This is a genomic window from Saccharothrix sp. HUAS TT1, from assembly GCF_040744945.1.
GTDB lineage: Bacteria > Actinomycetota > Actinomycetes > Mycobacteriales > Pseudonocardiaceae > Actinosynnema.
In genome coordinates this window covers 6514746-6540309 of the sequence record NZ_CP160453.1, presented here as the reverse complement: position 1 = coordinate 6540309, position 25564 = coordinate 6514746, and the positions used below count along the sequence as shown (strand labels likewise).

Sequence of the window (25564 nt, the reverse complement as noted above, 5' to 3'; positions counted from 1 at the left end):
GGGGGACAGGCCGCGTTACCGTGCGCGCCATGGTCTCGGTGCTGCTCGTCGAGGACGACCCGGTGGTGCGCTCGGCGGTGAGCCGGGCGCTGACCGGTCTTGGTCATGCCGTGCTGCCGGTCGGCACGGCGCTGGAGGCGTTGCGGGAGATCACCGGGGGAGCGTTCGACCTCGTGGTGCTCGACCTCGGCCTGCCCGACATGGACGGCGCGGACGCGCTGCGGATGATGCGCGGCGTGTGCGACGTGCCGGTGATCGTCGCCACCGCGCGGGACGACGAGAACGAGATCGTCCGCCTGCTCAACGCGGGCGCGGACGACTACCTGGTCAAGCCGTTCTCCAGCGAGCACCTGGCCGCCCGGCTGTCCGCCGTGCTGCGCCGCGCGCGCAAGGACGCCGCTCCGGCCGCGTTCCGGGTCGGCCGGCTCACCGTCGACCCCGACCGCCGCGAGGCCAGGCTCGACGGCCGCGAGCTGAACCTGACCCGCAAGGAGTTCGACCTGCTCGCCTACCTGGCCGCCCGCGAGGGCAAGGTGGTGCCGCGCGCCGAGCTGCTGGCCAACCTGTGGAACCTGCCCGGCAGGCACGACGACCAGACGCTGGACGTGCACCTGTCCTGGCTGCGCCGCAAGCTCGGCGAACGCGCCGCCCAGCCCCGCTACCTGCACACCGTGCGCGGTGTCGGGTTCAAGCTGACGGCGGCCGAGTGAGGAGGTCGCTCGCCCTCGTCTCGCTGGCCGTCACCTCGATGGTGGCACTCGCGTTCCTCATCCCGCTGGCCCTGGTGGTCCGCCAGCTCGCCGAGGACCGCGCGCTCGCCGACGCCGAACGCCTGGCGGGCGCGCTCACCCCGGTCCTGGTGATCACCACCGACCCGGCGACCGTGAGCCAGGCCCTGACCAGCACCGCCGGCCGGGTCGCGGTGCACCTGGCGGGCGGCGAGGTGGTCGGCGTGCCGATGGCGACCGACGACCAGCTGCGCACCGCGCGCGAGCAGGGCCGGGCGTCCACCGAGCCCATCCCGGAGGGGTTCGTGCACCTCCAGCCGGTGCTGCTGGCGGAGGGCCGGGTCGCCGTGGTCGAGGCGTTCGTGCCGCGCGCCGAGCTGTCCCGCGGCGTCGACCAGGCGTGGCTGGCGCTCAGCGGTGTCGCCGTCGCCCTCGTGATGGGCTCGGTCCTGGTCGCCGACCGCCTCGGCGCGCGGGTCGTGAAGGCCGCCGCCGCCCTCGCCGACGGCGCGCGCAGGATGGGCCAGGGCGATCTCACCGCCCGGGTCACGCCGAGCGGCCCGCCGGAATTGCTGGACGCCGGTGGCGCGTTCAACCGGATGGCCGACCGGATCGGCCAACTGGTGGCCAACGAGCGCGAAGTCCTGGCCGACCTCTCGCACCGCCTGCGCACGCCGCTCACCGCGTTGCGGCTCGATTCGGAAACCCTCGGCCAGGACCCGAACGCCAATCGCGTCCGGCAGGCCGTGCACGCGCTGGAGCGCGAGGTGAACGAACTCATCCGGGCCGCCCGCCGCGAGCTGGACGACCCGGACGGCGGCCGGTGCGACGCCGCGCAGGTCGTGCACGACCGGCTGGTGTTCTGGTCCGCCCTGGCCGACGACCAGCAGCGGCTGTGGAACCTGCGCGGCACCGAGCGCCGCGCCTTCGTGCCGCTCACCCGCAGCGACCTGGCCGCGGCCATGGACGCGGTGCTGGGCAACGTCTTCCGGCACACGCCCGAGGGCGCCGGGTTCGTGGTCGCGCTGTTCCACCGGCCCGACCGGGTGGTGATCGTCATCGAGGACGCCGGACCGGGCATCGAGGACCTGGAGGCGGCGCTGCGGCGGGGCAGCAGCGGCGCGGGGTCGACCGGTCTCGGCCTGGACATCGCCCGCCGGGCGGCGGAGGCCACCGGCGGCTCGCTGGTGGTCGACCGGGGACCGCTGGGCGGCACCCGGGTCCAGCTCCGGCTCGGCCGGGCGGACGAGCCAGTCTGACCGCCGATCCCTTTTCCGCACCTGATGCGACCTTTAAATGTTCCTTAAATAAATAGTTGTTGACAGTTCTGCGTTCCCGGATAAAGTCATTCCTGGAATTGGGGTCGGCCGCAGTGCTCTCCCCCTTGCCCGGCCCGCCCGGTTCCCCCTTCGGTGCGGCGACCGCGTGCGCTTACCCTGCGAAGAAGCGCACCCGCGGTCGCCGCGCCCGAAATTCCGTCGAATGCAGATTGAGGTTTTTCGCGTGTCGCGCAAGAGCAGTGTGCTGCCCGTCGCCGTCGTCCTCGCCGGATTGGCCTTGACCGGGTGCGAGCACCCGGACGGGATGGCGCTGATCGCGGCGAGCGCGAGCGCCACGGTCCGCGCCACCCCGCAGCCGAGCACCCGGCCGGTCGCCGCGACCGGGTCGGACACCCCGACGTCCGTGCCCGGTTCCACGACGTCCGAACCGGCGTCGACCACCGCGACGACCGAGGCCACGACCACCACCGAGCCGCCGGAGCCGCCCGCTCCGACCCAGCCGCCCGCGCCGAAGCCGGAGCCGAAGCCCCGGCCGGAGCCGGAGCCCGCCGCGCCGACCAGGACTGAGGTCGAGGTGGCCGAGGACGAGGTGGTCGAGCTGACCAACGCCGAGCGCGTCGCGAACGGCTGCGCCGCGCTGGCCGCCGACGACCGGCTGGCCGCCGCCGCCCGCGCGCACAGCGCCGACATGGCCGCGCAGAACTACTTCGACCACGTCTCCAAGGACGGCCGCAGCTTCGTCGACCGGGTCAAGGCCGCGGGCTACCCCTCGCCCGGCGCGGAGAACATCGCCGCCGGCCAGCGCACCGCCGCGGCCGTCGTCAAGGGCTGGATGGAGTCGCCGGGCCACCGGGCCAACATCCTCAACTGCAAGCTCAAGACGTTGGGCGTCGGCATGGCGCGCGGCGGTTCCTACGGCATCTACTGGACCCAGAACTTCGGCTGGTGACCGTCGCGGTCGCCGCCGCCGGCCGGCAGCTCGTCCAGGACGAGCACGGTGTGGCTGGACGTCACGTCCGGCATCGTCTGCAACCGGGACAGCACCAGGTCGCGCAGGCTGTGCGCGTCCGGCGCGCGCACCAGCAGCACCAGGTCGTAGTCGCCGGACACCAGCGCGCCGTGCCACACCTCGGGGATCTCCAGCACCCGCTGCCGCACGGCCTTCCACGAGTGCTGGCTGATCTTGAGGTAGACGTAGGCGGAGATGCCGAAGCCGTAGCGCTCCGGGTCGACCACCGCCGTGTACCCGGTGACGACGCCGTCCCGGTGCAGCCGCTCCACCCGTGAGTACGCGCTGGCGCGGGAGATGTGCAGCTTCTCCGCCAGCGCGCGCATCGACAGCCGCCCGTCCGCCCGCAGCTCCTCCACGATGCGCCGGTCGAGCGCGTCGAGGGGTGCCGAATGTCCAGCTCGCACCGTCATGTGGCCGACCTTAACCCGGCTGCGCGGCCATTCGTCCGGATTCCGAGCCCGGAACTGGAACTTTGGCCGCTGTGAGCTGGACCATGCCCTCCATCTCGCCCCTTGAGACACTGGAGGAGCCCATGGCCCGCACCCGCGCGCCCGAGCGGACGTTGCTGCCCGGCGACGAACCGCTGTCCCTGCTGCGCAAGGACGGCTCCCCGGTGGACGACTCGCCGCTGGCCATGCCCGACGACGACGTGCTGGTCGAGCTGCACCGGCGGATGGTCGTCGGCCGCCGCTTCGACACCCAGGCCACCGCGCTGACCAAGCAGGGCAGGCTCGCGGTCTACCCGTCGTCGCGCGGCCAGGAGGCGTGCGAGGTCGGCTCGGTGCTCGCGCTGCGCCCGGACGACTGGCTGTTCCCGACCTACCGCGACTCGGTCGCCCTCGTCACCAGGGGCGTCGACCCGGCCGAGACGCTGACGCTGCTGCAGGGCGGCTGGCACCTCGGCTACGACCCGTACGAGCACCGCGTCGGCCCCCAGTGCACCCCGCTGGCGACCAACACGCTGCACGCCGTCGGCTTCGCGCACGCCGCCCGGCTCAAGGGCGAGGACACCGCGGCGCTGGTGATGCTCGGCGACGGCGCGACGTCCGAAGGGGACACCCACGAGGCGCTGAACTTCGCCGGCGTGTGGAAGGCGCCGGTGGTGTTCCTGGTGCAGAACAACGGCTACGCGATCAGCGTGCCCATGTCGAAGCAGAGCGCCGCGCCGTCGCTGGCGCACAAGGGCATCGGGTACGGCGTGCCGTCCGTGCTGGTGGACGGCAACGACGTGGCCGCCGTGTACGCGGTGGTGCGCGAGGCGCTGGTGTCCGGCGGTCCGACGCTGGTCGAGGCGCTGACCTACCGGATCGAGGCGCACACCAACGCCGACGACGCCACCCGCTACCGCACGTCCGACGAGGTCGCGGCGTGGCTGGACCGGGACCCGGTCGACCGGCTGGAGGCGTACCTGACGTCGCGGGGCCTGCTGGACAACGAGCGGCGCGCCGCGGTGGCGGCCGAGGCGGAGGACTTCGCGGCGTCCGTGCGGGCCAAGATGAACGCCGACGTCGTGCCGTCCCCGGACGAGCTGTTCGAGCACGTCTACGCGACCACGCCCGCCCACCTGCGCGAGCAGGCCGCGGTGCTGCGGGAGGAGCTGGCATGACCGCGGTGACCGAGTCCCAGGTGTCGATGGCAGGCGCGCTGAACCGGGCGCTGGCCGACGCGCTGGCCGCCGACCCCGGCGTGCTGGTGTTCGGCGAGGACGTCGGCGCGCTCGGCGGCGTGTTCCGGGTGACGGACGGGCTGGCCGCGCGGTTCGGCGACGAGCGGGTGTTCGACACGCCGCTGGCCGAGTCCGGCATCGTCGGCACCGCCATCGGCATGGCGATGAACGGCCTGCGGCCGGTGGTGGAGATGCAGTTCGACGCGTTCGCCTACCCGGCGTTCGAGCAGATCACCAGCCACCTGGCCAAGCTGCGCAACCGCACCCGCGGCCGGGTGTCGCTGCCCGTGGTGATCCGGGTGCCCTACGGCGGCGGCATCGGCGGGGTCGAGCACCACTGCGACTCGTCGGAGGCCTACTACACGCACACGCCGGGGCTGCGCGTCGTCACGCCCGGCACGCCGGACGACGCGTACCGGCTGCTGCGCGACTCGATCGACTCGCCCGACCCGGTGATCTTCCTGGAGCCGAAGCGGCGGTACTGGGCCAAGGGTTCGCTCGACCAGGCGACCTCGATCGGGTTCGACCGCGCGCTGGTGCGCCGGACCGGTCGCGACGTCACGCTGATCGCGTACGGGCCGATGGTCGCGACCGCCCTGGAGACGGCCGAGGCGGCGAAGGAGGAGGGCTGGGACGTCGAGGTGGTGGACCTGCGGTCGCTGGCGCCGTTCGACGACGAGACGGTGTGCGCCTCGGTGCGCAAGACCGGGCGCGCGGTCGTCGTGCACGAGGCGTCCGGGTTCGGCGGGTACGGCGCGGAGGTGGTGGCCCGGGTGACCGAGCGCTGCTTCCACCACCTGCACGCGCCGGTGCTGCGGGTGACCGGGTTCGACATCCCCTACCCGCCGCCGAAGCTGGAGGAGCACCACCTGCCGAGCGTCGACCGCATCCTGGACGCCGTCGCCCGGCTCCAGTGGGACGACGAGGTCGTGGGGGTCCGCGGTGCCTGACTTCCGGCTGCCCGACCTGGGCGAGGGGTTGACCGAGGGCGAGATCGTGACCTGGCTGGTGTCGGTCGGCGACGAGGTGTCCATCGACCAGCCCGTGGTCGAGGTGGAGACGGCGAAGGCCGTGGTCGAGGTGCCGTGCCCGTTCGAGGGCGTGGTGAGCGCGCGGTTCGGCGAGCCGGGGGAGAAGCTGGCCGTCGGCTCGGTCCTGCTGACCGTCGGCGGGCCGGAGCCCGCGCCGGAGCCCGCGGCCGAGTCGTCCGGCAACGTCCTGATCGGCTACGGCACCTCCGAGTCCCCGCGCCGCCGCCCCCGCCGCCCGCGAGAGTCCAACGCACAGGACGCGAGAGTCCAACGTCCAGCGCCCCCGAGTTCAACGCTCACGACGGCGCCCGCCGTCATCTCGCCGCTGGTGCGGCAGCTGGCCCGGGAGAACGGCCTCGCGCTGGACCGCATCCCCGGCACCGGGCCCGGCGGCGTGATCCGGCGGGCCGACGTGGAGCGGGAGCTGGCAGCCCGCGCCGCGCCCACCGCGTCCGGCGCGTCCGGTCGGCGCATCCCGCTGCGCGGCCTGCGCGGCGCGGTGGCGGAGAAGCTGACCACGTCGCGCCGCGAGATCCCCGAGGCGACCGTGTGGGTGGACGTCGACGCCACCGACTTCCTGGCCGCGCGGGCCGCGCTGCCGTCGGTGTCGCTGCTCGGGCTGCTGGCCCGGTTCACCGTGCTGGGGCTCAAGAAGTTCCCCGAGCTGAACTCCCGGGTCGAGGGCGACGAGGTCGTGGTGCTCGACCAGGTGAACCTCGGCTTCGCCGCGCAGACCGACCGGGGCCTGGTGGTGCCGGTGGTGCGCGACGCGCAGTCGCTGACCACCGCCGAACTGGCGTCCGCCATCGCCGCGCACACCGCGTCGGCCCGCGAGGGCAAGCTGGCCCCCGCGGCGATGACCGGCGGCACGTTCACCGTCAACAACTACGGCGTGTTCGGTGTGGACGGTTCGGCCGCCATCATCAACCACCCGGAGGCCGCGATCCTCGGCATCGGCCGCATCATCGACCGGCCGTGGGCGGTGGCCGGGCAGCTCGCGGTGCGCAAGGTGGCCCAGCTGACCCTGGCCTTCGACCACCGGGTGTGCGACGGCGGCACGGCGGGCGGTTTCCTGCGGTTCGTCGCCGATTGCGTCGAATCGCCGATCACCGCCCTGGCCGATCTGTAGGTTCGGCGGTGTGACCTTCGGCAACGCGACGCGGCAGGGGCGGGAGTGGCAGCAGACCCCGTGGGGACGGCTGCGCTACACCCAGGCGGACGCCAACCTGGCCCGCCACCTGCCGCCCGCGCCGTCGGACGTGCTCGACCTGGCGGGCGGCGACGGCGCGGACGCGCTGCGGCTGGCCCGGCGCGGCCACCGGGTGACCGTGGTCGACCGGTCCGCCGAGATGCTGGCCGAGGCCGAGCACGCGTTCGCGCTGGCCGACCTGCCGGTCCGGCTGGTGCGGGCGGACCTGGCCGACCTGCCCGACGACGTGCGCGGCGAGTACGACGTGGTGCTGGCGCACAACGTGATCCAGTACCTGGACGACCCGGCGTCGGCGTTGCGCGCGGTCCTGCCGCTGGTCGCGCCGGGCGGCCTGCTGTCGGTGATCGCGCTGAACCGCCACGCACAGCCGGTGCAGCAGGCGACCCAGCACCTCGACCCGGCCGGCGCGCTGGCGGCGCTGGACACCGACCAGGCGCGCTCGGTCACGTTCGACGCGGCGCTCACCCTGCACACGGCCGACCAGGTGGTCGAGTGGCTGGGGGACTGCGAACTCGTCGGCCACCACGGCATCCGCGCGGTCTCCGACTACATCGCCGACAACGCCCGCAAGCACGACCCGGCCTTCTTCGCCGACCTCGAACGCCTGGAGCTGGCGCTGGCCGACCGCATGCCGTACCCGCTGATCGCCCGGTTCTTCCACCTCGTCCTGCGCCGACCGGGCGGCGGGGACGAGTCGCCCCGGATGGCGGACACCCGGCGGCGGCGGGTCGGAGGATGATGGCTCGATGCAGAGGTTCACGGAGGACAGCGGCGCCTACGAGCACTGGCTGGCGGACAACCAGGACCAGTACGTCATCAACGCCGAGCGCAGCCTGAACCCGGCCAACCTGGTCCTGCACCGCGCCGACTGCCGCACGATCAACGGCGTCCCGGCCCGCGGCTCCACGTGGGTGGGCAGCTACGTGAAGCTGGTCGGCGGCCGGGCCGAGCTGGAGACCGAGCACCCGACGGCCCGCCCGTGCCGGCTGTGCCTGTGACCGGCCGCCCGTCCGGGGCGCGTCGTGACGCGGAACGTCGAGGACGATGAGCCCCGCCTCGACTGACCGACCGGGGGACCGGCTGGTCTGGTACGTCAGCTACGGGTCGAACATGCACGCCCAGCGGTTCGGCTGCTACCTCGCCGGCGGGACGCCGGTCGGGGCGACCCGCGGCTACCCCGGCTGCCGGGACACCGGCCCGCCGGTCGCCACCAGGGCGCTGGAGGTGCCCGGCGGGATCTACTTCGCCACCGAGTCGCCCGTCTGGCTGGGCGGCCGGGCGTTCTACGACCCCGACCTGCCCGGCGTCGCCGCCGCCCGCGCCTACCTGATCACGGCCGCGCAGTTCGCCGACGTCGCCGCGCAGGAGATGTACCGCGAGCCCGGCGCCGACCTCGACCTCGGCGCGGTGCCGGTCGGCGGCAGGCACGCCCTCGGACCCGGCCGCTACGAGACCCTGGTGCACCTCGGCGAGCACGACGGCCACCCGGCGCTGACGTTCACCGCGCCGTGGGGCGCGGCCGACGTCGAGCACACCAGGCCGTCGGCCCCCTACCTGAAGCTGCTCGGGTCCGGTCTCGCCGAGGCGCACGGCTGGGCTCCCGGGCGGATCGCCGACCACCTCGCCGGCCGCACGCCGTTCTGGACCGCGGCCGAGGTCGAGGCGCTGGTCAGTCCTTCGCCTCCACGGCGTTGAGGTTGCCGTCCTCGCCGGCGACGCACGACGCCTCGCGCGCCGACGTGGCCAGGAACTCCGACATGCACCGGCCGAACTGCTCGTAGCCGCGGTCGTTGGGGTGGAACGACTCCTGCAGCGCGTGCCGGGCGCGCGCCTCGTCGCGCAGGCCGTCGAAGTCCACCGTGAGCCGGGTGAACCACTCGCTGTCCTGCCGGTCGCCACCCATGCACGCCTCGCGGTCGTCACCGGCCTTGGACAGGTCCAGGAACCGCGCGTCCACCGCCTTCGCCGCCGTCCGCAAGCCCTCCGACAGCTGCTCGACCGCCTCGTCCCGCACCCACTCCAGGTCGCCCGTGCGCAGCGGGCACCCGGCCAGGTTCTGCAGGTCGAACGGGAGCCCCGGCGCGACCGGCGCGGCGTAGGACTGCAGCACCAGCGTGTACGAGCGCGGGGTGTAGCCCTCGTCCTGCAGCGCCCGGCGGACGTCCCGCAGCGCGCGCTCCACCTTGGGCGTCATCCGCTCGACCCGGGCCCTCCACTCGTCGGCCATGGCCTTCGAGCAGTCGGCGCGGCGCTCGATCCACGCCCGCAGGCACGCGCCGAGCACGTCGGCGAACCGCGGGTCGTCGTTCGCGCCGACCGCCACCACGACCACCGACACCCGGTACTCGCGCGCGATGGCGGCCAGCTGCCTGGCCTGCGAGCCCTCGGTGTTGCGGACCTGGTCGGTGATGCCGACCTGCTCCGAGTTGGCGCCGGAGCACGCCAGGTTGAACACCCTGTCCACGCCCGCGACCTGCGTCTTGTGCACCGACGCCTTGGTCGACCGGTGGCACCAGTTGTCGTTCTCGCCGTTCGTGCCCGGCTCGTAGGAGCCCGCGCCCTCACCGGCCATCGTGCTGTCGCCGAGCGCCACGATCGCGCGTGGCGCGTCGCGGGCCGGGCCGGGCAGCGGCGGGTACGGCGAATCGCTGACCAGCAGCAACAGGGCGAGCAGCGGGAAGACGAGGGCGGTGGAGGCGGATCGGCGCGACATCGGGCCCTATCCTACGGAGATCCGCCCGTCGCGGAGGGTCAGCGTGCGGTCCGCGGCGCGGTGCACCTCGTCGTGGTGGGTGGCGACCAGCACCGCCGAGCCCTCGTCGGCCGCCCGGCGCAGCACCCGCACGGCCGTCGGCGCGCTGTGCCCGTCCAGGTGCGCGGTGGGCTCGTCGGCCAGCAGCACCGAGGGCGAGCCGATCACGGCCCGCGCCAGCGCGGCCCGCTGCTGCTGCCCGAACGACACCTCGCCGGGGTAGCGGTCGGCCAGCGCGCCGATGCCCAGCTCCTCCAGCAGGTCGGTCACCCCGGTCAGCGAGCCACCGGTGCGGCCGAGCCGGATGGGCAGCGCCACGTTCTCCGCCAGCGTCAGCTCGCCGGCCAGGCCCAGCGCCTGCGGCAGCAGGGCGCACACCTTCCACGGCGGCGCGCTCGTCACCACCTCGCCCGCCATCTCCACCACGCCCGCGTCCGCCCGCTCGAACCCGGCCAGCACGGTGAGCAGCGCGCTCTTGCCCGACCCGGACGGGCCGGACAGCGTCACCAGCTCGCCGGCCGCCACCTCGAAGTCGACGCCGCGCAGCACGCGCACCGGCCCGCCCGCGTGCCGGAACGTCCGCTCGACCCCTGTCACCCGCAGCGCCGTCATGCCACCAACACCCCGTTCCGCAGGTCGAACCTCGTGTCCGCCAGCGCGATCAGCCGCGGGTCGTGCGAGGCCACCACGACCGGCACGTCCCGCCGCCCCAGGTCGGCCAGCGTCTCCAGCACCAGGTCCGCCGAGACCGCGTCCAGCTGCGACGTCGGCTCGTCGGCCAGCACGACCGCCGCCCGCCGCGCCAGCGCGCACCCGAACGCCAGCCGCTGCTGCTGCCCGCCGGACATCGCCGACACCCGCCACGCGGCCGTGCCCGGCAGCCCCAGCCGCTCCAGCAGCTCCTCGACCGGCGCGTCCCGGCCCGCCGCCTGCGCCGCCGCCCGCAGGTTGTCGCCCACGTCCAGGTGGCCGACCAGGTTGTCCGACGGGTTCTGGAACACCAGGGCGACGTCCCGCCGCCGCAGCGCGCGCCGTGCCCGTGACGACAGCCGTGCCGTGCCCATGCCGCGCAGCTCCACACCGCCGCGGGTGGGCCGTTCCACCAGGCTCAGCACCCGCAGCAGCGTCGACTTGCCCGAACCGGACGGCCCGGCCAGCACCGTCAGGCCGGTCGCGGGCACGTCCAGCGACACGTCCGACACCGCGGTCACCGACCCGGCGGGCGTGCGGTAGTCCACGCCGACCTCGCGCAGCCGCAACACGTGCTCAACCACGAATCAGCTCCCCGATCCTCGCCGAGCGCACCGCGCGCACCGCGACCCACGCCGCCACCAGCACCACCAGCACGCCGCCCGCCACCGTCGTCACCAGCAGCGGCAGCGCATCCGGCACCTCCGGCACCGGCGTCAGCCGCGGCGCGGGGTCCAGCTTCGGCACGGTCGCGCCGCTGCTCAACGCGCTCGCGGCCAAGCCGACGACGACCGCCGCCGCGGCCACCGCGCCCAGCTCGACCAGGTGGCTGCGCAGCATCGCGGCCGGCGCCAGCCCCATCCGGGCGCTGAACGCGCCGGACACCGCGTTCTGCCGCCGCCGCACCTCCACCGCCAGCAGCAGGGCGATCGCCGCCACCACCGCGAGCACCGCGCCGAGCGCCGTGACGAACGCGAACGTCCACCGGATGGTCAGGAACGGCAGGCCCTGCACCGTCTTCGACTTGTCGCCGACGTGCCGGGACAGCTTCACGCCGGCCGCCGTCAGCGCCTCGGTCACCTCGGCCAGGGGCCGCCGCGACCACACGTACCAGGAGCCGACGTCGTCGCGGTCCTCGATCCGGTCGACCGGCACCACCCAGCCGGACGTGCCCAGCTTCGGGAAGCTCGGCACCCACCCGGACGGGTCGATCGGCGGCAGGCCGGGCAGCTCGACCTCGCGCCGCGGCGCGTCGCCGACCCGCAGCGGCTCGGTCAGCAGCGCCGGGTCGACCTCGAACGGGAACGCGCCCTCCCGGAACGTCGCCGGGTCGATCACCAGGGCGGTGCGGTCGAACTGCTCGACGTAGCCGACGATGGTGGAGTCGCCGCGCAGCGCGGGCGGCAGCTCGGTCAGCTCCGGCGGGACCCGGGCGAAGCTGTCCGACCCCGTGTACATGCCGGACTTCTCCTCCAGCGCGGTCTCCTGCGATCCGGCGATGGCGGTGCCGACCGCGATCGTGCCGACGGCCAGCACACCCACCAGCAGCACCCCGGTGACCGGCCCGGCGCCCGCCGCCAGCCTGCGGATCGCCAGCTGGACGGCCGGCTTGGACCAGAGCCGGGCGCGGTGCGACGCGGCCAGCGCCCACCGCGCCAGCCGGGCCGTCGCCAGGGCCGCGGTCAGCACGACCAGCAGCGGGAACGCCAGCGCGGCGGCGTCGATGCGCGGCAGCCCGCCGATCTTCGCCGTGGTGGCGAGGCCGCTGTCCTGCACCCGGTTCCACGCCCACACCGCCAGGGCGGCGCAGGCCAGTTCCCATGGCAGCGCGGCCAGCACCCGGCGCAGCCGGTCGCCGCGGCCCGCGACCTGGAACAGCCGGTGCGCCCGCAGCGCGCCGGTGGCGAACGCGACCGCGAGGCTCAGCGCCACGACCGCCAGCACGGCCAGCGCGGCGGCCGGCGCGGTGCCCGGCGGCAGCTGGTCCGAGGGCGCGTAGACGGGCAGCAGCAGCCGGGCCACGCCGAACCCGGCCACGCCGCCGAGCACCAGCGGCAGGCCCAGTTCCAGCACGCCCCGGCCGCCCAGCGCGAGCGGACCGGCGCCGCGCACCCACAGCAGCCGCAGCTCGGACTGGCGGCGCTGCGCCCACTGGACGGTCACCGTGGCCACCCCGGCCAGGCCGATGAGCAGGCTGATCAGGGTCAGCGGCAGCACGGCCGACCGCACGTTGACGGCGGTCTGCGCGGCGTTCTCCACCGGCAGCACCAGCGGCGAGAGCTCGCGGGAGGACCCGTCTTGGAGGGGCGCGATCCGGGCGGCGCCCTCGGCCAGCAGCGCCCGCGCCTCGTCGACCGTGCGCGGCACGTCGGCGGGGAACCGCACGGTCACGTCCACGGGGCCGGTGACCTCGGGCGGCAGGTCGTAGAACGACTCGGCGCTGGGCACCCACACCACGGCGGTGGCCAGCTCGTCGCGGTCGAGCACGTTGGGCACGACGAAGTGCCGCTCCGAGCACCACCAGTCCGGCAGCGGGTCGATCACGTCGGCGTAGATCGCGGTGACCGGTGGCAGCCGTCCGCCCATCCCGCGCTCGCCCAGTTCGAGGTCGGTGGTGGCGGCGATGCTCCGCGGCACCCACAGGCCGTCCTTCGAACCGCCTTCGAGCACCTTCAGGTGGTCGGTCGCGCCGGCCCGGTAGCCGAACTTCGCCAGCGTCGGCGCGCCGCCGAAGTCGGTGCGCTTCTCCCGGGTGTAGGCGCCGATCAGCACCGGGTGGTCGGGCACCGCGGCGGTGAGCGCCCTGACGCCCTCCTCGACCCGCTCGTGCGGGAACGCGGTGAGCTCCAGCGACGGGTGCAGCGCGTCGGTGCACAGCTGGTCCTGCTGGTAGGCGAGCGCGGCGCTGCCGGAGGCGGCCGAGTGCAGCACCGCGGCCGCCACCACGAAGCTGAGCAGCAGCGCGGTCACCACGCTGACCAGCAACGTCAGCGGGCTGGAGAGGGCAGCGCGAGGGGCGGCTCGCCACGGGATCTGCACCAGCGCACGGTAACCCGGCGCACTGTCCACGCAGGAGGGTTTTGCCGAACGGCGTTCACGTCCCGGACAACATCCGGACAACGCGCCCGGTTGTCCGGGATCGTCCCACCGGGCCCGGACACCGGCCGCGTCGGTTGCCGCCGGCCCGTTCGGGGTACCGGAGACACCATGAAGAGCAACGTGCTGAAGAAGTCGGTCGCCGTCCTGGTCAGCGGCGCGGCGCTGTTCCTGACGCTCGGCGCCGGGTGCGAGAACGAGGGCGGCGACAACGAGGACCGGCCGGGCGTCGAGCAGCAGGACGAGCAGCGGGACGTCGACCAGGACGGCGACCAGGGTGATCAGGGCGGCGACCAGGACGACCAGGGTGGCGACCAGGACGGCGACAACTGATCCGGCGGCGGAACGCCGGTGCGGCGCGCCGCACCGGCGTCACCTCCCGCGACCCGTCTCCTCCTGCAGCCGGTCGATGAGCTGGGAAGCCTCGACCTTCGTCAGGTCCTCGGGCACCTCTTCGCCCGCCTCCTGGGCGAGCGTGCCCAGGTACGACTCCTGCGGGCCGGTCATCGGCTCGTCGCCCGTGGTCCAGTCCTGCGGGTCCTTCTCCGGGTTCTTGTTCACCTGCGTATCCCTTCCGTCGAACGCCCGTTCGAGGTACCCGCTGCGGCGGTCGGTCTAACCCGTTCCGCCGTCCTTGACATCGACTCCTGTGGTCTAGTCCAATTTCTCCACCTGGAGGCCGCCACCGCTAGGAGGAGACGATGTCGCGCAGGGTTGTGCTCGCCAGGGTGGCGGCGGTCGCCGCGTTGGCGGTGGCAGCGGCGGCGGTGAGCTTCGCGCCCGCGTACGCCGCGTCGGTCACCGCGACGTTCACCAAGGCTTCGAGCTGGGACACCGGCTACACCGCGCAGTTCTCGATCAAGAACGGGACGAGCGCCGCGATCACCGGGTGGAAGGTCGAGTTCGACCTGCCCGCCGGGACGGCGGTCGGCGCTTACTGGGACGCGTTGCAGACCACCGCGTCCGGGCGCCACACGTTCACCAACCGCGAGTACAACGGCAGCGTCGCGCCCGGCGCCACGGTGACGTTCGGCTTCAACGCCTCGGGCACCGCGAGCCCGACCAACTGCAGGATCAACGGCGCGTCGTGCGCGGGTTCGCCCACCGTGACCACGACGACCACCACCACGACCACGACGACAACCACGACGACCACGACCGGTCCGACGACGACGACGACCACCACCACCACCACGCCGCCGGTCACCGGACTGCCCAAGCGCGTCCTGGTCGGCTACCTGCACGCGAGCTTCGCCAACGGCTCCGGCTACATCCGGATGAAGGACGTCTCCGACGACTGGGACATCATCAACCTGTCCTTCGCCGAACCCACCTCCGCGACCTCCGGCGACCTCCGCTTCGCGCAGTGCCCGGCGGCCGAGTGCCCCAACGTCGAGTCCGAGGCCGAGTTCATCGCGGGCATCCGGGACAAGCAGGCCAAGGGCAAGAAGGTGCTGATCTCCATCGGCGGCGCGAACGGCCAGGTGCAGCTGTCCACCACGGCCGCGCGCGACGCGTTCGTCCGCTCGGCGTCGGCGATCATCGACAAGTACGGCCTGGACGGCCTCGACGTCGACTTCGAGGGCCACTCGCTGTCCCTCAACGCCAACGACACCGACTTCCGCGCGCCGACCACGCCGGTCATCGTCAACCTCATCCAGGCGCTGAAGACGCTGAAGGCCCGCTACGGCGCGAAGTTCGTGCTGACCATGGCCCCGGAGACGTTCTTCGTCCAGGTCGGCTACCAGCACTACGGCGGCAGCGGCGGCGCGGACCCGCGGGCGGGGGCGTACCTGCCGGTGATCCACGCCCTGCGCGACGACCTGACCCTGCTGCACGTCCAGCACTACAACTCCGGGCCGATCATGGGCCTGGACAACCAGTACCACTTCATGGGCGGCGCCGACTTCCACGTCTCCATGGCGGACATGGTGCTGGCCGGGTTCCCGGTGCGCGGTGACGCGACGAAGGTCTTCCCGGGGTTGCGGCAGGACCAGGTGGCGATCGGCCTGCCGGCGAGCGTCAACGCGGGCAACGGGTTCACGTCGGTCGCCGAGGTGCACAAGTCGCTGGACTGCCTGGTGAAGGGCTCCAACTGCGGTCCGTACAAGCCGAGGGCGGTCTACCCGGACCTGCGCGGGCTGATGACGTGGTCGATCAACTGGGACCGCCACAACGGGTTCGAGTTCAGCCGCTCGCACCGGGCGTACCTGCCGAGGTGACCGGAGGCGGACCCGCCGGGGTGCCACCCGGCGGGTCCGCGGGCTAACGGCAGCCGGCGCGCGACCGATCTGCGGGTGAGGAGGTGGGCCTTGACCACCAGCACCCGGCTCGGCGCGGGACCACTGCGCTGGCTGCCGCAGTCCGTGGCTGTCGTCCTGTCACTGCTCGTGGTGGTGGCCGCGCCGCCGCTGTCCACGAGCGCCGTCGGGCAGCGGTGGTACCTGGCCCTGCCGGTCATCGCCGCCCTGCTCGTGGGACTGGTCGCGTTCCTCCTCTACCGGGGTCCCCGGTTGGAGGACGGTGACCGGGTCTCGCGGACCGTGGTCACCGGGGTGTCCTCCTGGGTGCTGGCGATCCTGAGCAGCCTCGCGGTGACCGCCGGGCACGGCGGCGACTTCGGCGCCATCTCGCTGTTCGTCGCGGTCGCGGTGGTCGTGCCCGCCGGCGTGATGGCGGGGTGGCAGTACCTCGCGGCGGGAACGACGAGCGGCCGGTTGCGCGGCCGGTGGGCGCAGGCGGCCGTCGCGGTGTTCGCCACGCTGCTGCTGGCCTCCGTCCAGCTGCTGTGGTTCGGTCTGGCCTCCGGTCTGCTCGACTGACGTCACAGCCGGGGGAACAGGGCCTGCGGCAGCGGCAGTTCCCCGGACAGCGAGACGCACTGCCCGGAGATCCGCGCGGCCAGCGCGGGCAGGAACGGCGTGAGCTGGACGGCCAGCACGCGGCACGCCGCCAGCAGCACGGCGATGACCGCGTCGAGCCTCCTGCCCGCCGCCACGTCGCCGCCGCGCTCGGCCCGCGCCAGCTCCCACGGCCTGGTCCGCTCGACGTGCCGGTTGGCCTCCTCCACGATCCGCCACACCGCCGCCGTCGCCCGCCGCAGGTCGAAGTCGGCGACGGCCGCGCGCACGAGGTCCGGCGCCTCCCGGCACGCCGTCGTCAGCGGTTCGGCGTCGGCGTCCGGCTCGGCGACGGGCGGTCGGCCGCCCCGGTAGCGGTGGACGATGGTGGTCACCCGGTCGACCAGGGCGCCCAGGCCGGTGGCCAGGTCCTCGTTCGCGCGGGCGACCAGCCGGGCGGCGGTGAAGTCGGCGTCGCCCACCCGGGGCACCTCGCGCAGCAGCCACCACCGCACCGCGTCGGAGCCGTAGCGGGCGGCCAGGTCGGCCGGGTCCACCACGTCGCCGGCGGTGAGGCGGTCGTGCACCAGGACGTCGGTCGGCGGTCGCTCGCCCGCCGACAGCAGCACGGCCGGCCAGTGGACGGCGTGGAACCGGACCGCGTCCCTGCCGATCACGTGCACGCGGCGGCCGTCGTTCGCCCACCACCGCCGGTGGTTGGACGCTTCGCCGCCGTAGCCGAGGGCGGTGATGTAGTCGACCAGCGCGTCCCACCACACGTGGATCACCTGGTCGGGATCACCCGGCACGGGGGTGCCCCGGCCGAGGGCGCGCGACCGGGAGACGCTGAAGTCGCGCAGCCCGGCGTCGATGAACGCCAGCACCTCGTCGCGCCGCGCGGCGGTTCGACCCGGACCTCGCCGCTGCCGATCAGCTCCCGCAGCGCGTCGCTGTGGCGGGACAGGCGGAAGAACCAGCTCTCCTCGGCGACCCGCTGCGGCTCGACGCCGTGCCGGGGGCACTTGCCGTCGTCCAGTTCGGCGGGCGGGTAGGACTGCTCGCAGCCGACGCAGTACCAGCTCTCGTGGTGCTCGCGGTACAGGTCGCCCGCGTCGACGCAGGCGCGCCAGAGCTGGTCGACCCCGGCCCGGCGCCCGGCGTCGCGGCCGGCGCGGGTGAAGTCGGTGAACGACAGCGCCAGCGGCTCGCGCAGCGCCGCGAACGCCGCCGCGCCGCGGTCGACCAGCTCCTCGGCCTCGGCGGCCGGCGCGTCCTTCGGCGAGTCGTCGCCGACCCCGGCCAGGAACCGCACCCGGTCGCCGCGCAGGCGGTGGTGCCGGGCCAGGGCGTCGGCCTGCACGAGCTCCAGCGCGTGCTCCAGGTGCGGGCGCGCGTCGACATGGGGGATGGAGGTGGTGACGTAGCAGCGCGATATCGGCCTGACCTGCGACGACGGGGGCACGGCGGCGACGCTATCAGCGCCGCCGCCGTGCCGCGCCCGGTTTTTCGCGGCCTAGCAGCCGATGCGCTTCGAGCCCAGCGCGATGTCGTCCAGCCAGAGGTCGTAGCTGCCCTCGTTGGGCTGGTACAGCTGCCAGCCCAGCTTCACCGTGTCGAACTCGGGGAACAGGAAGTCGACCTGGTTGCCGCCGTGCTCGCGGGTCGACACGGTCAGGTCGGGGTTGGCCGCGCCGTCGAACCACAGCGTGATCCGGTTGTCCGAGGCGTCCATCCGCCACTCGACGCACTGCCACACGTCGGCCCTGGACGGCGCCGACTCGCGCCAGTTCGTCCAGTCGCCGGTCGGGCCGCCGTCCGCGCCGACGCCCCACAGCGCCCGGTCGAGGGTCGGCACGTACTGGCCGCCGAGCGGGCGCACCACCTCGGGGCCGTTGCCGGTGGCCTCGACCAGCGTGTAGTGCGCCCAGTCCGGCGCGGTCGGGAACGCGTCGACGCGCACCCGGACCCGGCCGTAGAAGCTGTTGCCCGGCGCGGCGAAGTCGTCCACCTTGAGGAACGCCCGGCCGTTGCCCTCGGTGCGCACGTGCAGCACCTTCTGGCCGCGCCGGTCGCGCTCGACCTCCAGCGAGCCGTTGCGGGTGTCCACGCCCCACTTCAGGCTGGTGCCCGCGCCGGTCGGCACGTCCTGGAAGTCCTCGCAGAACAGCAGGCCCGCGTGGGCGCAGGTCTTGAGCCGGTGATCGGCGTGGTCGGGGCCGGCGGCGTCCGCGACCGGGAGGGCGATGACCGACAGCAGGGCGGCGAGGACCGCCGTGGACAACCGTTTCCGCACGGGTAGCTCCTTCTGCGCTGAGGGGGCAGCAGGAAGCTACCGATTCTGGGAACGCTCCCATACCCCTGGTCGGCGCAACGCCCCCGGTCCGACCGGCGGGGTCACTCGAAGCGCGACGGGTCGCCCGCGCCCTGCCGGACGATCTCCGGCTCGCCCTGGGAGAAGTCGACGACCGTGGTCGGCTCGGTGCCGCAGTCGCCCGAGTCCAGCACCGCGTCGACCACGTGGTCCAGCCGCTCCTTGATGTCCCAGCCGTGCACCAGCGGCTCCTCCTGGTCGGGCAGCAGCAGCGTGCTGGACAGCAGCGGCTCGCCCAGCTGCGCCAGCAGCGCCTGCGCCACCGGGTGGTCCGGGATGCGCGCGCCGACCGTCTTCTTCTTCGGGTGCATCAACCGGCGCGGCACCTCCGTGGTCGCCGGGAGGATGAACGTGTAGCTGCCCGGCGTCGCCGCCTTGATCGCCCGGAAGACCGCGTTGTCCACGTGCACGAACTGGCCGAGCTGGGCGAAGTCGCGGCACATCAGCGTGAAGTGGTGCCGGTCGTCCAGGTGCCGGATCTGCCGGATGCGGTCCAGGCCCGCCTTGTTGCCCAGCCGGCAGCCGAGCGCGTAGCACGAGTCGGTCGGGTAGGCGATCAGGCCGTCCGACTTGATCAGCTCCACCGCCTGGTCGATGGACCTGCGCTGGGGGTTGACCGGGTGCACGTCGAAGTACCTCGCCATGCCAGGAGCCTAGTGCCCCGAACAGCCGCGCGCGGTCCCACCCACCACTGGCCGCGTCCGCCCACCGGACGCGCCGGCCGCGACCGACCACTCCGCCGCCCGCCGCCGGGCTGCTCGCGTCGGCGGCGACCTGACGCCCGCCGAGCTGTCGACGGGGTGCGACCGGGGCCTGTCGGCGAACGCGGTGAGCACCGAGCGCGGCGACGTCTGCAGCCCCGCCGAGGGCCGCGAGTGGCCGGCCGTCATCGGGGAGCGGTCCGGGGCGCGGCGAAGAACGCCGTTATGGCACAACATTATTGTGACTGTTCCTCCGGTTTCGCGGTGATTCCGAAGTCCACTTGCGACAGAGGGTCACACGATCGCGTGGAGGATGCGCACGGTGGGATTTTCTCGTTCATCCTAAGTGGACACGGTCGGCCGCGGGCGGTCAAGATGCGGTGGACCCCGGGAAGTCGGTCGCGGAGACCCTGCGCCACACCCAGGCGGTCCACGCTCGTCACGCATCGAAAGCAGAACAACCACTCATGTCCCGCATGACCGCAGAAGCGCCCACGCCCGCACCCGTCCACGAACGCCACCCGCTGCCCGTCCACCTCGTCGGCTCGCTGCCGCGCCCGCTGTGCGACGACCCGGACACCTCCATGGGCTGGTTCCTCCGGCACCGCGGCGCCGCGCCGCTGACCGCACTGCCGTCCGACCGCGACCCGAGGTGGATCATCGACTGGCTCACCTACCACATGTCGACCGTGCCCTCGCTCGAACAGGTGCGCGGTGGTGAGAGCCGCGGCTACGACGACATGCCGTACTACCGCGTCCGCCCCGGCAGCCGGCTGTGCCCGGAGGACATCGGCCTCGCCCGCGTCGAGCAGGCCGCGGAGGCGTTCGCGGCGCTGGACCGGCTGTGCGCCACCGCGGGCTGCGAGCCGCCGCGCGTCCAGGTCGGCATCCCCAACGCGCTCGACCTGGCGGTGTTCGCCTTCGGCGCGCTCGACGCCGCCCGCGAGTGGCTGCCCACCATGCAGGCGGCGGTGCTGCACGAGGTGACCGCGCTCGTCGCCCGGTGGGGTGACCGGTTGCAGCTCCAGCTGGAGACGCCGGCCGTCCTGGTGGCCTACCACCTCACACCGCCGGAGGCGTGGCCGGAGCTGACCGAGCAGCTCGTCGGGCAGGTCGGCGAGCTGCTGGCCGCCGCGCCGGGCACCCGGTGGGTGCTGCACCTGTGCTACGGCGACCTGGAGCACGTGCCGGTGTTCACCCCGAGCGACATGCGGTCGGCGGTGCGGTTCCTCAACGCGCTGGCCGACCTGCTGGCCGCGCGGGACGTCCCGATGCCGACCGTGCACCTGCCCGTCACCAGCGGCGACAACCCGCCGCCCACCGATCCCGCGTTCTACCAGGAGCTGCGGCACCTGCGGCGCGGCGTCGAGGTCATCGCGGGCGTGGTGGCCGAGAACCACCCGGAGGAGACCGAGGAGGGACTGCGGCTGACGGTGGAAGCCCTCGGCGGGCCGGTCGCCGGCGTCGCCGCCGCCTGCGGGTACGGCCGGCGCACCGAGGACGCCGCCGCGGCGAACCTCGAACTGGCGGTCCGGCTCGCGCAGGAGTGGGGCGTGCGCTGACCCGGCGGGCGGTGGGGCGTCGCCGCGCCCCACCGCCCGGTCGGCACGCCCGCCCGTCGCCGCGGGAACCGCACGACCGGCCCGGGTCGTGACGGAGTCGGTGCGCTCGGTGAAGACCACCTGCGTCCGAACGGCGCTTCGGGGTCCCACGTACGGTGGGGGCCGGTTGCGCCGTTGGAATCACCGAGGGGTAGGCGACATGGCTGAGCGGTCCCGTGGCAGGAGCGGGCGGGTGGTGCGCACCGAGCGGGTCGCGCCGCGGATGATCCGCGTGGTGCTCGGCGGCGACGGGCTGGCCGACTTCGCCACCGGCCCCTACACCGACAGCTACGTCAAGCTCGCCTTCCCGCTGGACGACGTGCTCTACCCCGAGCCGTTCGACCTGGCCGCGATCCGCGCCGCCATGCCGCGCGACAAGTGGCCGCGCACCCGCACGTACACCGTGCGCAAGTGGGACGCGGGGGCGAACGAGCTGTGGATCGACTTCGTCACGCACGGCGACTCCGGCGTGGCCGGTCCGTGGGCGGCCAAGGCGCAGCCCGGCGACGTGCTGCACTTCGCGGGCCCCGGCGGCGGTTACGCGCCCGACCCGGACGTGACGTGGCACCTGATGGCCGGTGACGAGAGCGCGTGGCCCGCCATCGCGGCGGCCCTGGAGGCGTTGCCCGCCGGTGCGAGGGCCGTCGTGTTCGCGGAGGTGGACGGGCCGGAGGACGAGCAGGCCGCGCCGAGCGCCGGGCAGGTGGACCTGCGCTGGCTGCACCGCGACGGCGGGCCGCGCGGGCGGATGGTGGTCGACGCGGTCAAGGGCGCGCTGTTCCCCGAGGGCGTCGTCCAGGTCTTCGTGCACGGCGAGGCGACCATGGTCAAGGAGCTGCGCGGGCACCTGAAGCTGGAGCGGGGGATCGCGCGCGAGCAGATGTCGATCTCGGGCTACTGGCGGCTCGGCGCGGACGAGGACGGCTGGCAGTCGGCCAAGGGCGAGTGGAACCGCCGGGTGGAGCAGGAGCAGGGTTAGCCGAGCGCGTCGCGCAGCCCGAGGCGGACCGGTGGCGGCAGCGGGCCGCGGGCCTGGAACGCCTGCACGAAGTAGGCGACCAGGCGGCGCGAGGCGCTCACCGCCGCGTCCACCGAGTCGGTGACCAGGCCGTTGTTGGCCATCAGCAGGAGCGTCAGGTCGTCGGCGGTGAAGTCGGGTCGCAGCGCGCCCGCCTCCTTCGCGCGCGCCACGAGGTGGGAGAACGCCGCCTCGGCGGCCGCGCGCTTCTCGTCCACCGCCACCGCGTCGGGGAACGCGGCCAGGAACGCGGCGCTGAACCCGCGGTCCCGCGCCTGCATCTCGCACAACTCCTCGACCACCCGGCAGAACCCGCGCCACGGGTCCGGGTCGTCCGCCGCGACGTGCACGGCGGACGTGCACGCCTCCAACTGCTCGGCGAACACCTCCGTCACCAGCGACGCCTTGGTGGGGAAGCGGCGGTAGAGCGTCGCCACGCCGACCCCGGCGCGGCGGGCGATCTCGGTCATCGACGCGTCCAGGCCGCTCGTCGCGAACACCTCCCGCGCCGACGTGATGATGCGATCGCGGTTCTGCCGCGCGTCGGCGCGCAACCGAGTCGTCCGAGCCGTCACGCCTCTCACTTTAGCTCAACCGGAGGGTGTCCTCCGGTTACCGTGTTAGCGTCGAAGTGGAGGGTGTCTTCCACTTGAGCGAGGGATGCGGGATGCGTGCAGCGTTGTTCGACCGGTACGGGCCGCCCGAGGTCCTGTACGAAGGCGTCGTGCCGGACCCGGAAGTCGAGCCGGGTCAGGTGCTGGTGCGGGTCCACGCGGCCAGCGTCAACGGCGGCGAGCTGATGGGCCGGTCCGGGCGGCTCAAGCTGCTGCTCGGCCGGAAGTTCCCCAAGCGGGTCGGCATCGACTTCGCGGGCGAGGTCGTGTCCGGTCCCGGGTTCGAGCCCGGCGCGCACGTGTGGGGCGGGCTGCCGCGCGGCGAGTTCGGCAGCGCCGCCGAGTACGTCGCCGTCCACCCGCGCCAACTCGCGGCGAGCCCGGCCGGGGTCGACCCGGTGCGGGCCGCCGCGCTGCCGGGGGTCGGCACCACCGCCATCACCGCCCTGCGCGACAAGGCCGGGCTGCGCCGGGGCGAACGCCTCCTCGTGCGCGGCGCGAGCGGGGGAGTGGGCAGCGTCGCCGTGCAGGTGGGCAAGGCGTACGGCGCGCACGTCACGGCGTTGGCGGGCAGGGGGAACCTCGACTTCGTCCGGGAGCTCGGCGCGGACGAGGCGGTCGACTACCGCACCGACCCGGCCGACCTCGGCCGCTTCGACGTCGTGCTGGACACCCACGGCAGCACGCCGCGCGCGTACCGCCGGCTGCTCGCCCCCGGCGGCCGGATGGTCGGCATCGCCTTCCGGTCCGCCGCCGACGTCGGCTACCTCCTGGCGTCGACCGCGTTCGGCCCGCGCCGCGTCCGGTTCTTCAGCGGCAACCCGCGGACCGATCTGTTCGCCGATCTCACCGCACTGGTCGAGAGCGGCGCGGTGCGTCCGGTGGTGGAGGCCGTGCACCCGCTCGGGGCAGTCGCCGAAGCGCACCGCGCGCTGGAAGCCGGTGGCGTGCGCGGCAAGCACGTGATCCGGGTGGCGGAGGACGGCGGACCTCGCCGATGATCGTCCACTGTGGACGTGACAGGGCGGGTGCGCGACCGCTGTCGTGATCACATATCGGTCCCTCCGGTCGAATGGGACATCGGCCGTTGACGCCGGCGTGAGTGGGACTGGTGCGGAGGCGGGGGAGTCGGGTTACTCTGGGAGCGCTCCCAAGGTGAGTTCCCCGCCGTCGTGGACCTTTCGAGAGGAGTTCCATGCGAAGCACCGTCCGTGCCTTCGTGCTGGCCGGGCTGATGGCCGCCAGCGCGGTCGTCGCCACCGCCGGGTCCGCCCAAGCCGACACGACGATCTGCGATCAGTACGGGTCGACCACCATCCAGGGCCGTTACGTGGTCCAGAACAACCGGTGGGGCAGCTCCGCGACCCAGTGCATCAACGTGACCTCGTCCGGCTTCCGGATCACCCAGCAGCAGGGCTCGGCCCCGACCAACGGCGCGCCGCTGTCGTACCCGTCGGTCTTCCTCGGTTGCCACTACACCAACTGCTCGCCCGGCTCCAACCTGCCGATGCAGGTCAGCCGCATCCGCAGTGCCACGTCGTCGATCAACTACAGCTACGTCGGCGGCACCTACAACGCCTCGTACGACATCTGGCTGGACCCGACGCCGAAGACCAACGGGGTCAACCAGATGGAGATCATGATCTGGTTCAACCGCCAGGGCTCGATCCAGCCGATCGGCAGCGCGGTCGGCAACACCACCATCGGCGGCCGCAGCTGGCAGGTCTGGCGCGGCAGCAACGGCGCGAACAACGTGATCTCCTACGTGGCGCCGTCGCCCATCTCGTCGTGGTCGTTCAACGTGATGGACTTCGTCAACGACGTGCGCAACCGCGGCGCGATCACCACTTCCTGGTACCTGACCAGCATCCAGGCCGGGTTCGAGCCGTGGAACGGCGGCACCGGGCTGGCCGTCAACAGCTTCTCCGCCTCGGTCAGCGGGTGACCGGCGGGTGGCCCGGTCCGGCGGCGACCGCGCCGGGCCACCCGGTGGGGTGATCAGGCCGCCTGGGCCTGGTTGTACAGGTTCTGCGCGTCCGCGCCGAAGTACGGGCCGAACATCCAGTTCGGGAACAGGTTGATCTTGTAGCTGTTCACCGAGTTGAGCGTGCCAGTACCGGTGGCCTCGGAGAACGTCCGGAACCACGGACCGCCGCTGGCGCCACCGGTCATGTCGCACGTCATGCCGATGCCGTTGCTCAGGAACGCGTTGAACGTCCGGCCGCTGCAGTAGATCAGCTTCGTGCCGTCGTACGGCGCGGCGGCCGGGTAGCCGAACGCGTACATGTTGTCGGCCCGCGCCTGGTTGAACGCGATGCCCTGGGCGCCCACCACGTCGGTGAGCGACTGGCCGTTCAGCTGCCCGACCACGATCGCGCCGATGTCGTAGTTGATGTCCTCGCTCGCGTTCCACTGCGGTGTGGCCATGGTGGTGCGCGCGTTCCACGTGCCGTAAGGGGCGTTCCCGTTGTTGTAGGCCGGGACGAAGGCGACGTTGGTGTGGTACGCGCCGTCGAGCTTCACGCAGTGGCCCGCTGTGATGACGGTGCTCTTGTTGCCGCTGGTGACGGCGTTGCCGCTGCACGAGGCGTTGCGGCCCTGGTAGGTGAAGAACACACGACCGGCGGTCGCGACGACGGCGCCGCCACCGGTCCACGCGCTGCCGCCGTTGGGGAAGGCCAGCGGTGCGACGGTCGCGGGCTCGCCCGTCGCGACGGCGGAGCGCACCGCGAAGGGCGTGGTGGTGGGGAGGTCGAGCGGAGCGGCGGCGCGCATCCGCTCCGGTGTCCAGTAGGTTCCGGGTTCGGCGGCCTGAGCGGCCTGGACGGTGACGAGCGACAGGGTCAGCGCGCTCGCCAGGGTGACCAGTCGCCTCACAGCACGGTTCATGATCTTCCACCTCTCGTGGGTCGATCAACGGCAGGGGACCGTGATGTGAAAATTACTCAGACCGC

28 protein-coding genes are annotated in these 25564 nt (G+C 73.4%); 16 read left to right on the top strand and 12 right to left on the bottom strand.

Annotated elements, in window-relative coordinates:
* The first annotated feature begins 29 nt into the window (after nucleotides 1-29).
* From AB0F89_RS29345 to AB0F89_RS29335, 3 genes are all read left to right on the top strand, one after another.
* Nucleotides 30-710, top strand: a complete 681-nt coding sequence (locus tag AB0F89_RS29345; RefSeq protein WP_367128870.1) for a response regulator transcription factor — start codon at nucleotides 30-32, stop codon at nucleotides 708-710.
* Nucleotides 707-1987 carry an ATP-binding protein gene (locus tag AB0F89_RS29340; RefSeq protein ID WP_367128869.1) on the top strand — a complete coding sequence of 427 codons (1281 nt, stop codon included), beginning with the start codon at nucleotides 707-709 and terminating at the stop codon, nucleotides 1985-1987. Before AB0F89_RS29345 ends, AB0F89_RS29340 begins: the two co-directional genes overlap by 4 nt.
* 244 nt (nucleotides 1988-2231) lie before the next feature.
* A complete protein-coding gene (locus tag AB0F89_RS29335; RefSeq protein ID WP_367128868.1) occupies nucleotides 2232-2957 on the top strand; it encodes a CAP domain-containing protein in 726 nt (241 codons plus the stop codon).
* Here AB0F89_RS29335 and AB0F89_RS29330 read toward each other — a convergent pair.
* Nucleotides 2930-3430 carry an Lrp/AsnC family transcriptional regulator gene (locus AB0F89_RS29330; RefSeq protein ID WP_367128867.1) on the bottom strand — a complete coding sequence of 167 codons (501 nt, stop codon included), beginning with the start codon at nucleotides 3428-3430 and terminating at the stop codon, nucleotides 2930-2932. The genes AB0F89_RS29335 and AB0F89_RS29330 overlap by 28 nt on opposite strands.
* Before the next feature lie 122 nt (nucleotides 3431-3552).
* Between AB0F89_RS29330 and pdhA the strand changes: the two genes are divergently transcribed.
* The 6 genes from pdhA to AB0F89_RS29300 are packed head-to-tail and all read left to right on the top strand — an operon-like array spanning nucleotide 3553 to nucleotide 8622.
* Nucleotides 3553-4626: a pyruvate dehydrogenase (acetyl-transferring) E1 component subunit alpha gene (gene pdhA / locus AB0F89_RS29325; protein ID WP_367128866.1), complete on the top strand. Its 1074-nt coding sequence runs from the start codon at nucleotides 3553-3555 to the stop codon at nucleotides 4624-4626.
* Nucleotides 4623-5636 carry an alpha-ketoacid dehydrogenase subunit beta gene (locus AB0F89_RS29320; protein ID WP_367128865.1) on the top strand — a complete coding sequence of 338 codons (1014 nt, stop codon included), beginning with the start codon at nucleotides 4623-4625 and terminating at the stop codon, nucleotides 5634-5636. Before pdhA ends, AB0F89_RS29320 begins: the two co-directional genes overlap by 4 nt.
* A complete protein-coding gene (locus AB0F89_RS29315) occupies nucleotides 5629-6846 on the top strand; it encodes a dihydrolipoamide acetyltransferase family protein (protein WP_367128864.1) in 1218 nt (405 codons plus the stop codon). The genes AB0F89_RS29320 and AB0F89_RS29315 overlap by 8 nt, the downstream gene beginning before the upstream one ends.
* Nucleotides 6847-6856: 10 nt before the next feature.
* A complete protein-coding gene (locus AB0F89_RS29310) occupies nucleotides 6857-7666 on the top strand; it encodes a methyltransferase domain-containing protein (protein WP_367128863.1) in 810 nt (269 codons plus the stop codon).
* 7 nt (nucleotides 7667-7673) lie between these two features.
* Complete coding sequence (locus AB0F89_RS29305; protein WP_367128862.1) at nucleotides 7674-7925, top strand: hypothetical protein; 252 nt, start codon at nucleotides 7674-7676, stop codon at nucleotides 7923-7925.
* A gap of 46 nt (nucleotides 7926-7971) precedes the next feature.
* Nucleotides 7972-8622 carry a histone deacetylase gene (locus AB0F89_RS29300; RefSeq protein ID WP_367128861.1) on the top strand — a complete coding sequence of 217 codons (651 nt, stop codon included), beginning with the start codon at nucleotides 7972-7974 and terminating at the stop codon, nucleotides 8620-8622.
* Here AB0F89_RS29300 and AB0F89_RS29295 read toward each other — a convergent pair.
* From AB0F89_RS29295 to AB0F89_RS29280, 4 genes are read right to left on the bottom strand one after another with little or no spacing between them, the layout of a single operon-like run.
* Nucleotides 8597-9640 carry a GDSL-type esterase/lipase family protein gene (locus AB0F89_RS29295; protein ID WP_367128860.1) on the bottom strand — a complete coding sequence of 348 codons (1044 nt, stop codon included), beginning with the start codon at nucleotides 9638-9640 and terminating at the stop codon, nucleotides 8597-8599. The two genes, AB0F89_RS29300 and AB0F89_RS29295, sit on opposite strands and share 26 nt — an antisense overlap.
* A gap of 6 nt (nucleotides 9641-9646) precedes the next feature.
* Nucleotides 9647-10291 (bottom strand): ABC transporter ATP-binding protein, encoded by a 645-nt coding sequence (locus AB0F89_RS29290; protein ID WP_367128859.1) that lies wholly within the window; start codon nucleotides 10289-10291, stop codon nucleotides 9647-9649.
* A complete protein-coding gene (locus tag AB0F89_RS29285; protein WP_367128858.1) occupies nucleotides 10288-10953 on the bottom strand; it encodes an ABC transporter ATP-binding protein in 666 nt (221 codons plus the stop codon). Before AB0F89_RS29285 ends, AB0F89_RS29290 begins: the two co-directional genes overlap by 4 nt.
* The gene (locus AB0F89_RS29280; RefSeq protein ID WP_367128857.1) at nucleotides 10946-13408 is read right to left on the bottom strand and encodes an ABC transporter permease; all 2463 of its coding nucleotides are present in this window, start codon (nucleotides 13406-13408) and stop codon (nucleotides 10946-10948) included. The genes AB0F89_RS29285 and AB0F89_RS29280 overlap by 8 nt, the downstream gene beginning before the upstream one ends.
* 168 nt (nucleotides 13409-13576) lie before the next feature.
* Here AB0F89_RS29280 and AB0F89_RS29275 point away from each other — a divergent pair, with 168 nt between their 5' ends.
* On the top strand, nucleotides 13577-13798 hold the full coding sequence (locus AB0F89_RS29275) for a hypothetical protein (protein WP_367128856.1): 222 nt from the start codon (nucleotides 13577-13579) through the stop codon (nucleotides 13796-13798).
* 39 nt (nucleotides 13799-13837) lie between these two features.
* On the opposite strand, the gene AB0F89_RS29270 is transcribed toward AB0F89_RS29275, so the two are convergent.
* Nucleotides 13838-14026 carry a DUF3072 domain-containing protein gene (locus AB0F89_RS29270; RefSeq protein ID WP_367128855.1) on the bottom strand — a complete coding sequence of 63 codons (189 nt, stop codon included), beginning with the start codon at nucleotides 14024-14026 and terminating at the stop codon, nucleotides 13838-13840.
* 140 nt (nucleotides 14027-14166) lie between these two features.
* On the opposite strand from AB0F89_RS29270, the gene AB0F89_RS29265 reads away from it, so the two are divergent.
* Both AB0F89_RS29265 and AB0F89_RS29260 read left to right on the top strand, forming a co-directional pair.
* Nucleotides 14167-15687, top strand: coding sequence for a chitinase (locus AB0F89_RS29265; RefSeq protein ID WP_367128854.1), 1521 nt, complete (start codon nucleotides 14167-14169; stop codon nucleotides 15685-15687).
* A 90-nt stretch (nucleotides 15688-15777) separates the two neighbouring features.
* Nucleotides 15778-16287, top strand: coding sequence for a hypothetical protein (locus AB0F89_RS29260; RefSeq protein WP_367128853.1), 510 nt, complete (start codon nucleotides 15778-15780; stop codon nucleotides 16285-16287).
* 2 nt (nucleotides 16288-16289) lie between these two features.
* Here AB0F89_RS29260 and AB0F89_RS29255 read toward each other — a convergent pair whose 3' ends face one another.
* The 4 genes from AB0F89_RS29255 to AB0F89_RS29240 all read right to left on the bottom strand — a co-directional run bounded on the left by AB0F89_RS29255 (nucleotide 16290) and on the right by AB0F89_RS29240 (nucleotide 19320).
* Entirely contained in the window at nucleotides 16290-17189 is a 900-nt protein-coding gene (locus tag AB0F89_RS29255; RefSeq protein ID WP_367128852.1) for a class I tRNA ligase family protein, read from the bottom strand.
* Nucleotides 17090-17767: a class I tRNA ligase family protein gene (locus AB0F89_RS29250; RefSeq protein WP_367128851.1), complete on the bottom strand. Its 678-nt coding sequence runs from the start codon at nucleotides 17765-17767 to the stop codon at nucleotides 17090-17092. The genes AB0F89_RS29255 and AB0F89_RS29250 overlap by 100 nt, the downstream gene beginning before the upstream one ends.
* A 51-nt stretch (nucleotides 17768-17818) precedes the next feature.
* Nucleotides 17819-18598, bottom strand: coding sequence for a hypothetical protein (locus AB0F89_RS29245; RefSeq protein ID WP_367128850.1), 780 nt, complete (start codon nucleotides 18596-18598; stop codon nucleotides 17819-17821).
* 101 nt (nucleotides 18599-18699) lie between these two features.
* Nucleotides 18700-19320, bottom strand: coding sequence for an L-threonylcarbamoyladenylate synthase (locus tag AB0F89_RS29240; RefSeq protein WP_367128849.1), 621 nt, complete (start codon nucleotides 19318-19320; stop codon nucleotides 18700-18702).
* A gap of 533 nt (nucleotides 19321-19853) precedes the next feature.
* Here AB0F89_RS29240 and AB0F89_RS29235 point away from each other — a divergent pair.
* Together AB0F89_RS29235 and AB0F89_RS29230 are read left to right on the top strand one after the other, a co-directional pair.
* Entirely contained in the window at nucleotides 19854-20939 is a 1086-nt protein-coding gene (locus AB0F89_RS29235; protein WP_367128848.1) for a hypothetical protein, read from the top strand.
* A 232-nt stretch (nucleotides 20940-21171) separates the two neighbouring features.
* Nucleotides 21172-21957, top strand: coding sequence for a siderophore-interacting protein (locus AB0F89_RS29230; RefSeq protein ID WP_367128847.1), 786 nt, complete (start codon nucleotides 21172-21174; stop codon nucleotides 21955-21957).
* Here the strand turns inward: AB0F89_RS29230 and AB0F89_RS29225 are convergent.
* A complete protein-coding gene (locus AB0F89_RS29225) occupies nucleotides 21954-22571 on the bottom strand; it encodes a TetR/AcrR family transcriptional regulator (protein ID WP_367128846.1) in 618 nt (205 codons plus the stop codon). The two genes, AB0F89_RS29230 and AB0F89_RS29225, sit on opposite strands and share 4 nt — an antisense overlap.
* Before the next feature lie 92 nt (nucleotides 22572-22663).
* Between AB0F89_RS29225 and AB0F89_RS29220 the strand changes: the two genes are divergently transcribed.
* Both AB0F89_RS29220 and AB0F89_RS29215 read left to right on the top strand, forming a co-directional pair.
* Nucleotides 22664-23611 (top strand): NAD(P)-dependent alcohol dehydrogenase, encoded by a 948-nt coding sequence (locus AB0F89_RS29220; protein ID WP_367128845.1) that lies wholly within the window; start codon nucleotides 22664-22666, stop codon nucleotides 23609-23611.
* Between the two features lie 194 nt (nucleotides 23612-23805).
* A complete protein-coding gene (locus tag AB0F89_RS29215; protein ID WP_367128844.1) occupies nucleotides 23806-24555 on the top strand; it encodes a glycoside hydrolase in 750 nt (249 codons plus the stop codon).
* A 53-nt stretch (nucleotides 24556-24608) separates the two neighbouring features.
* Here AB0F89_RS29215 and AB0F89_RS29210 read toward each other — a convergent pair whose 3' ends face one another.
* A complete protein-coding gene (locus AB0F89_RS29210) occupies nucleotides 24609-25499 on the bottom strand; it encodes a serine protease (protein WP_367128843.1) in 891 nt (296 codons plus the stop codon).
* Nucleotides 25500-25564: the final 65 nt, after the last annotated feature.

Bases quoted from the DNA above. Each gene is read 5' to 3' on its own strand.
- AB0F89_RS29345 (WP_367128870.1), top strand. From the start codon at position 30: ATGGTCTCGGTGCTGCTCGTCGAGGACGACCCGGTGGTGCGCTCGGCG.
- AB0F89_RS29275 (WP_367128856.1), top strand. From the start codon at position 13,577: ATGAAGAGCAACGTGCTGAAGAAGTCGGTCGCCGTCCTGGTCAGCGGC.
- AB0F89_RS29305 (WP_367128862.1), top strand. From the start codon at position 7,674: ATGCAGAGGTTCACGGAGGACAGCGGCGCCTACGAGCACTGGCTGGCG.
- AB0F89_RS29330 (WP_367128867.1), bottom strand. From the start codon at position 3,430: ATGACGGTGCGAGCTGGACATTCGGCACCCCTCGACGCGCTCGACCGG.
- pdhA (WP_367128866.1), top strand. From the start codon at position 3,553: ATGGCCCGCACCCGCGCGCCCGAGCGGACGTTGCTGCCCGGCGACGAA.
- AB0F89_RS29295 (WP_367128860.1), bottom strand. From the start codon at position 9,640: ATGTCGCGCCGATCCGCCTCCACCGCCCTCGTCTTCCCGCTGCTCGCC.
- AB0F89_RS29300 (WP_367128861.1), top strand. From the start codon at position 7,972: ATGAGCCCCGCCTCGACTGACCGACCGGGGGACCGGCTGGTCTGGTAC.
- AB0F89_RS29215 (WP_367128844.1), top strand. From the start codon at position 23,806: ATGCGAAGCACCGTCCGTGCCTTCGTGCTGGCCGGGCTGATGGCCGCC.
- AB0F89_RS29210 (WP_367128843.1), bottom strand. From the start codon at position 25,499: ATGAACCGTGCTGTGAGGCGACTGGTCACCCTGGCGAGCGCGCTGACC.
- AB0F89_RS29235 (WP_367128848.1), top strand. From the start codon at position 19,854: ATGACCGCAGAAGCGCCCACGCCCGCACCCGTCCACGAACGCCACCCG.
- AB0F89_RS29265 (WP_367128854.1), top strand. From the start codon at position 14,167: ATGTCGCGCAGGGTTGTGCTCGCCAGGGTGGCGGCGGTCGCCGCGTTG.
- AB0F89_RS29290 (WP_367128859.1), bottom strand. From the start codon at position 10,291: ATGACGGCGCTGCGGGTGACAGGGGTCGAGCGGACGTTCCGGCACGCG.
- AB0F89_RS29220 (WP_367128845.1), top strand. From the start codon at position 22,664: ATGCGTGCAGCGTTGTTCGACCGGTACGGGCCGCCCGAGGTCCTGTAC.
- AB0F89_RS29320 (WP_367128865.1), top strand. From the start codon at position 4,623: ATGACCGCGGTGACCGAGTCCCAGGTGTCGATGGCAGGCGCGCTGAAC.
- AB0F89_RS29240 (WP_367128849.1), bottom strand. From the start codon at position 19,320: ATGGCGAGGTACTTCGACGTGCACCCGGTCAACCCCCAGCGCAGGTCC.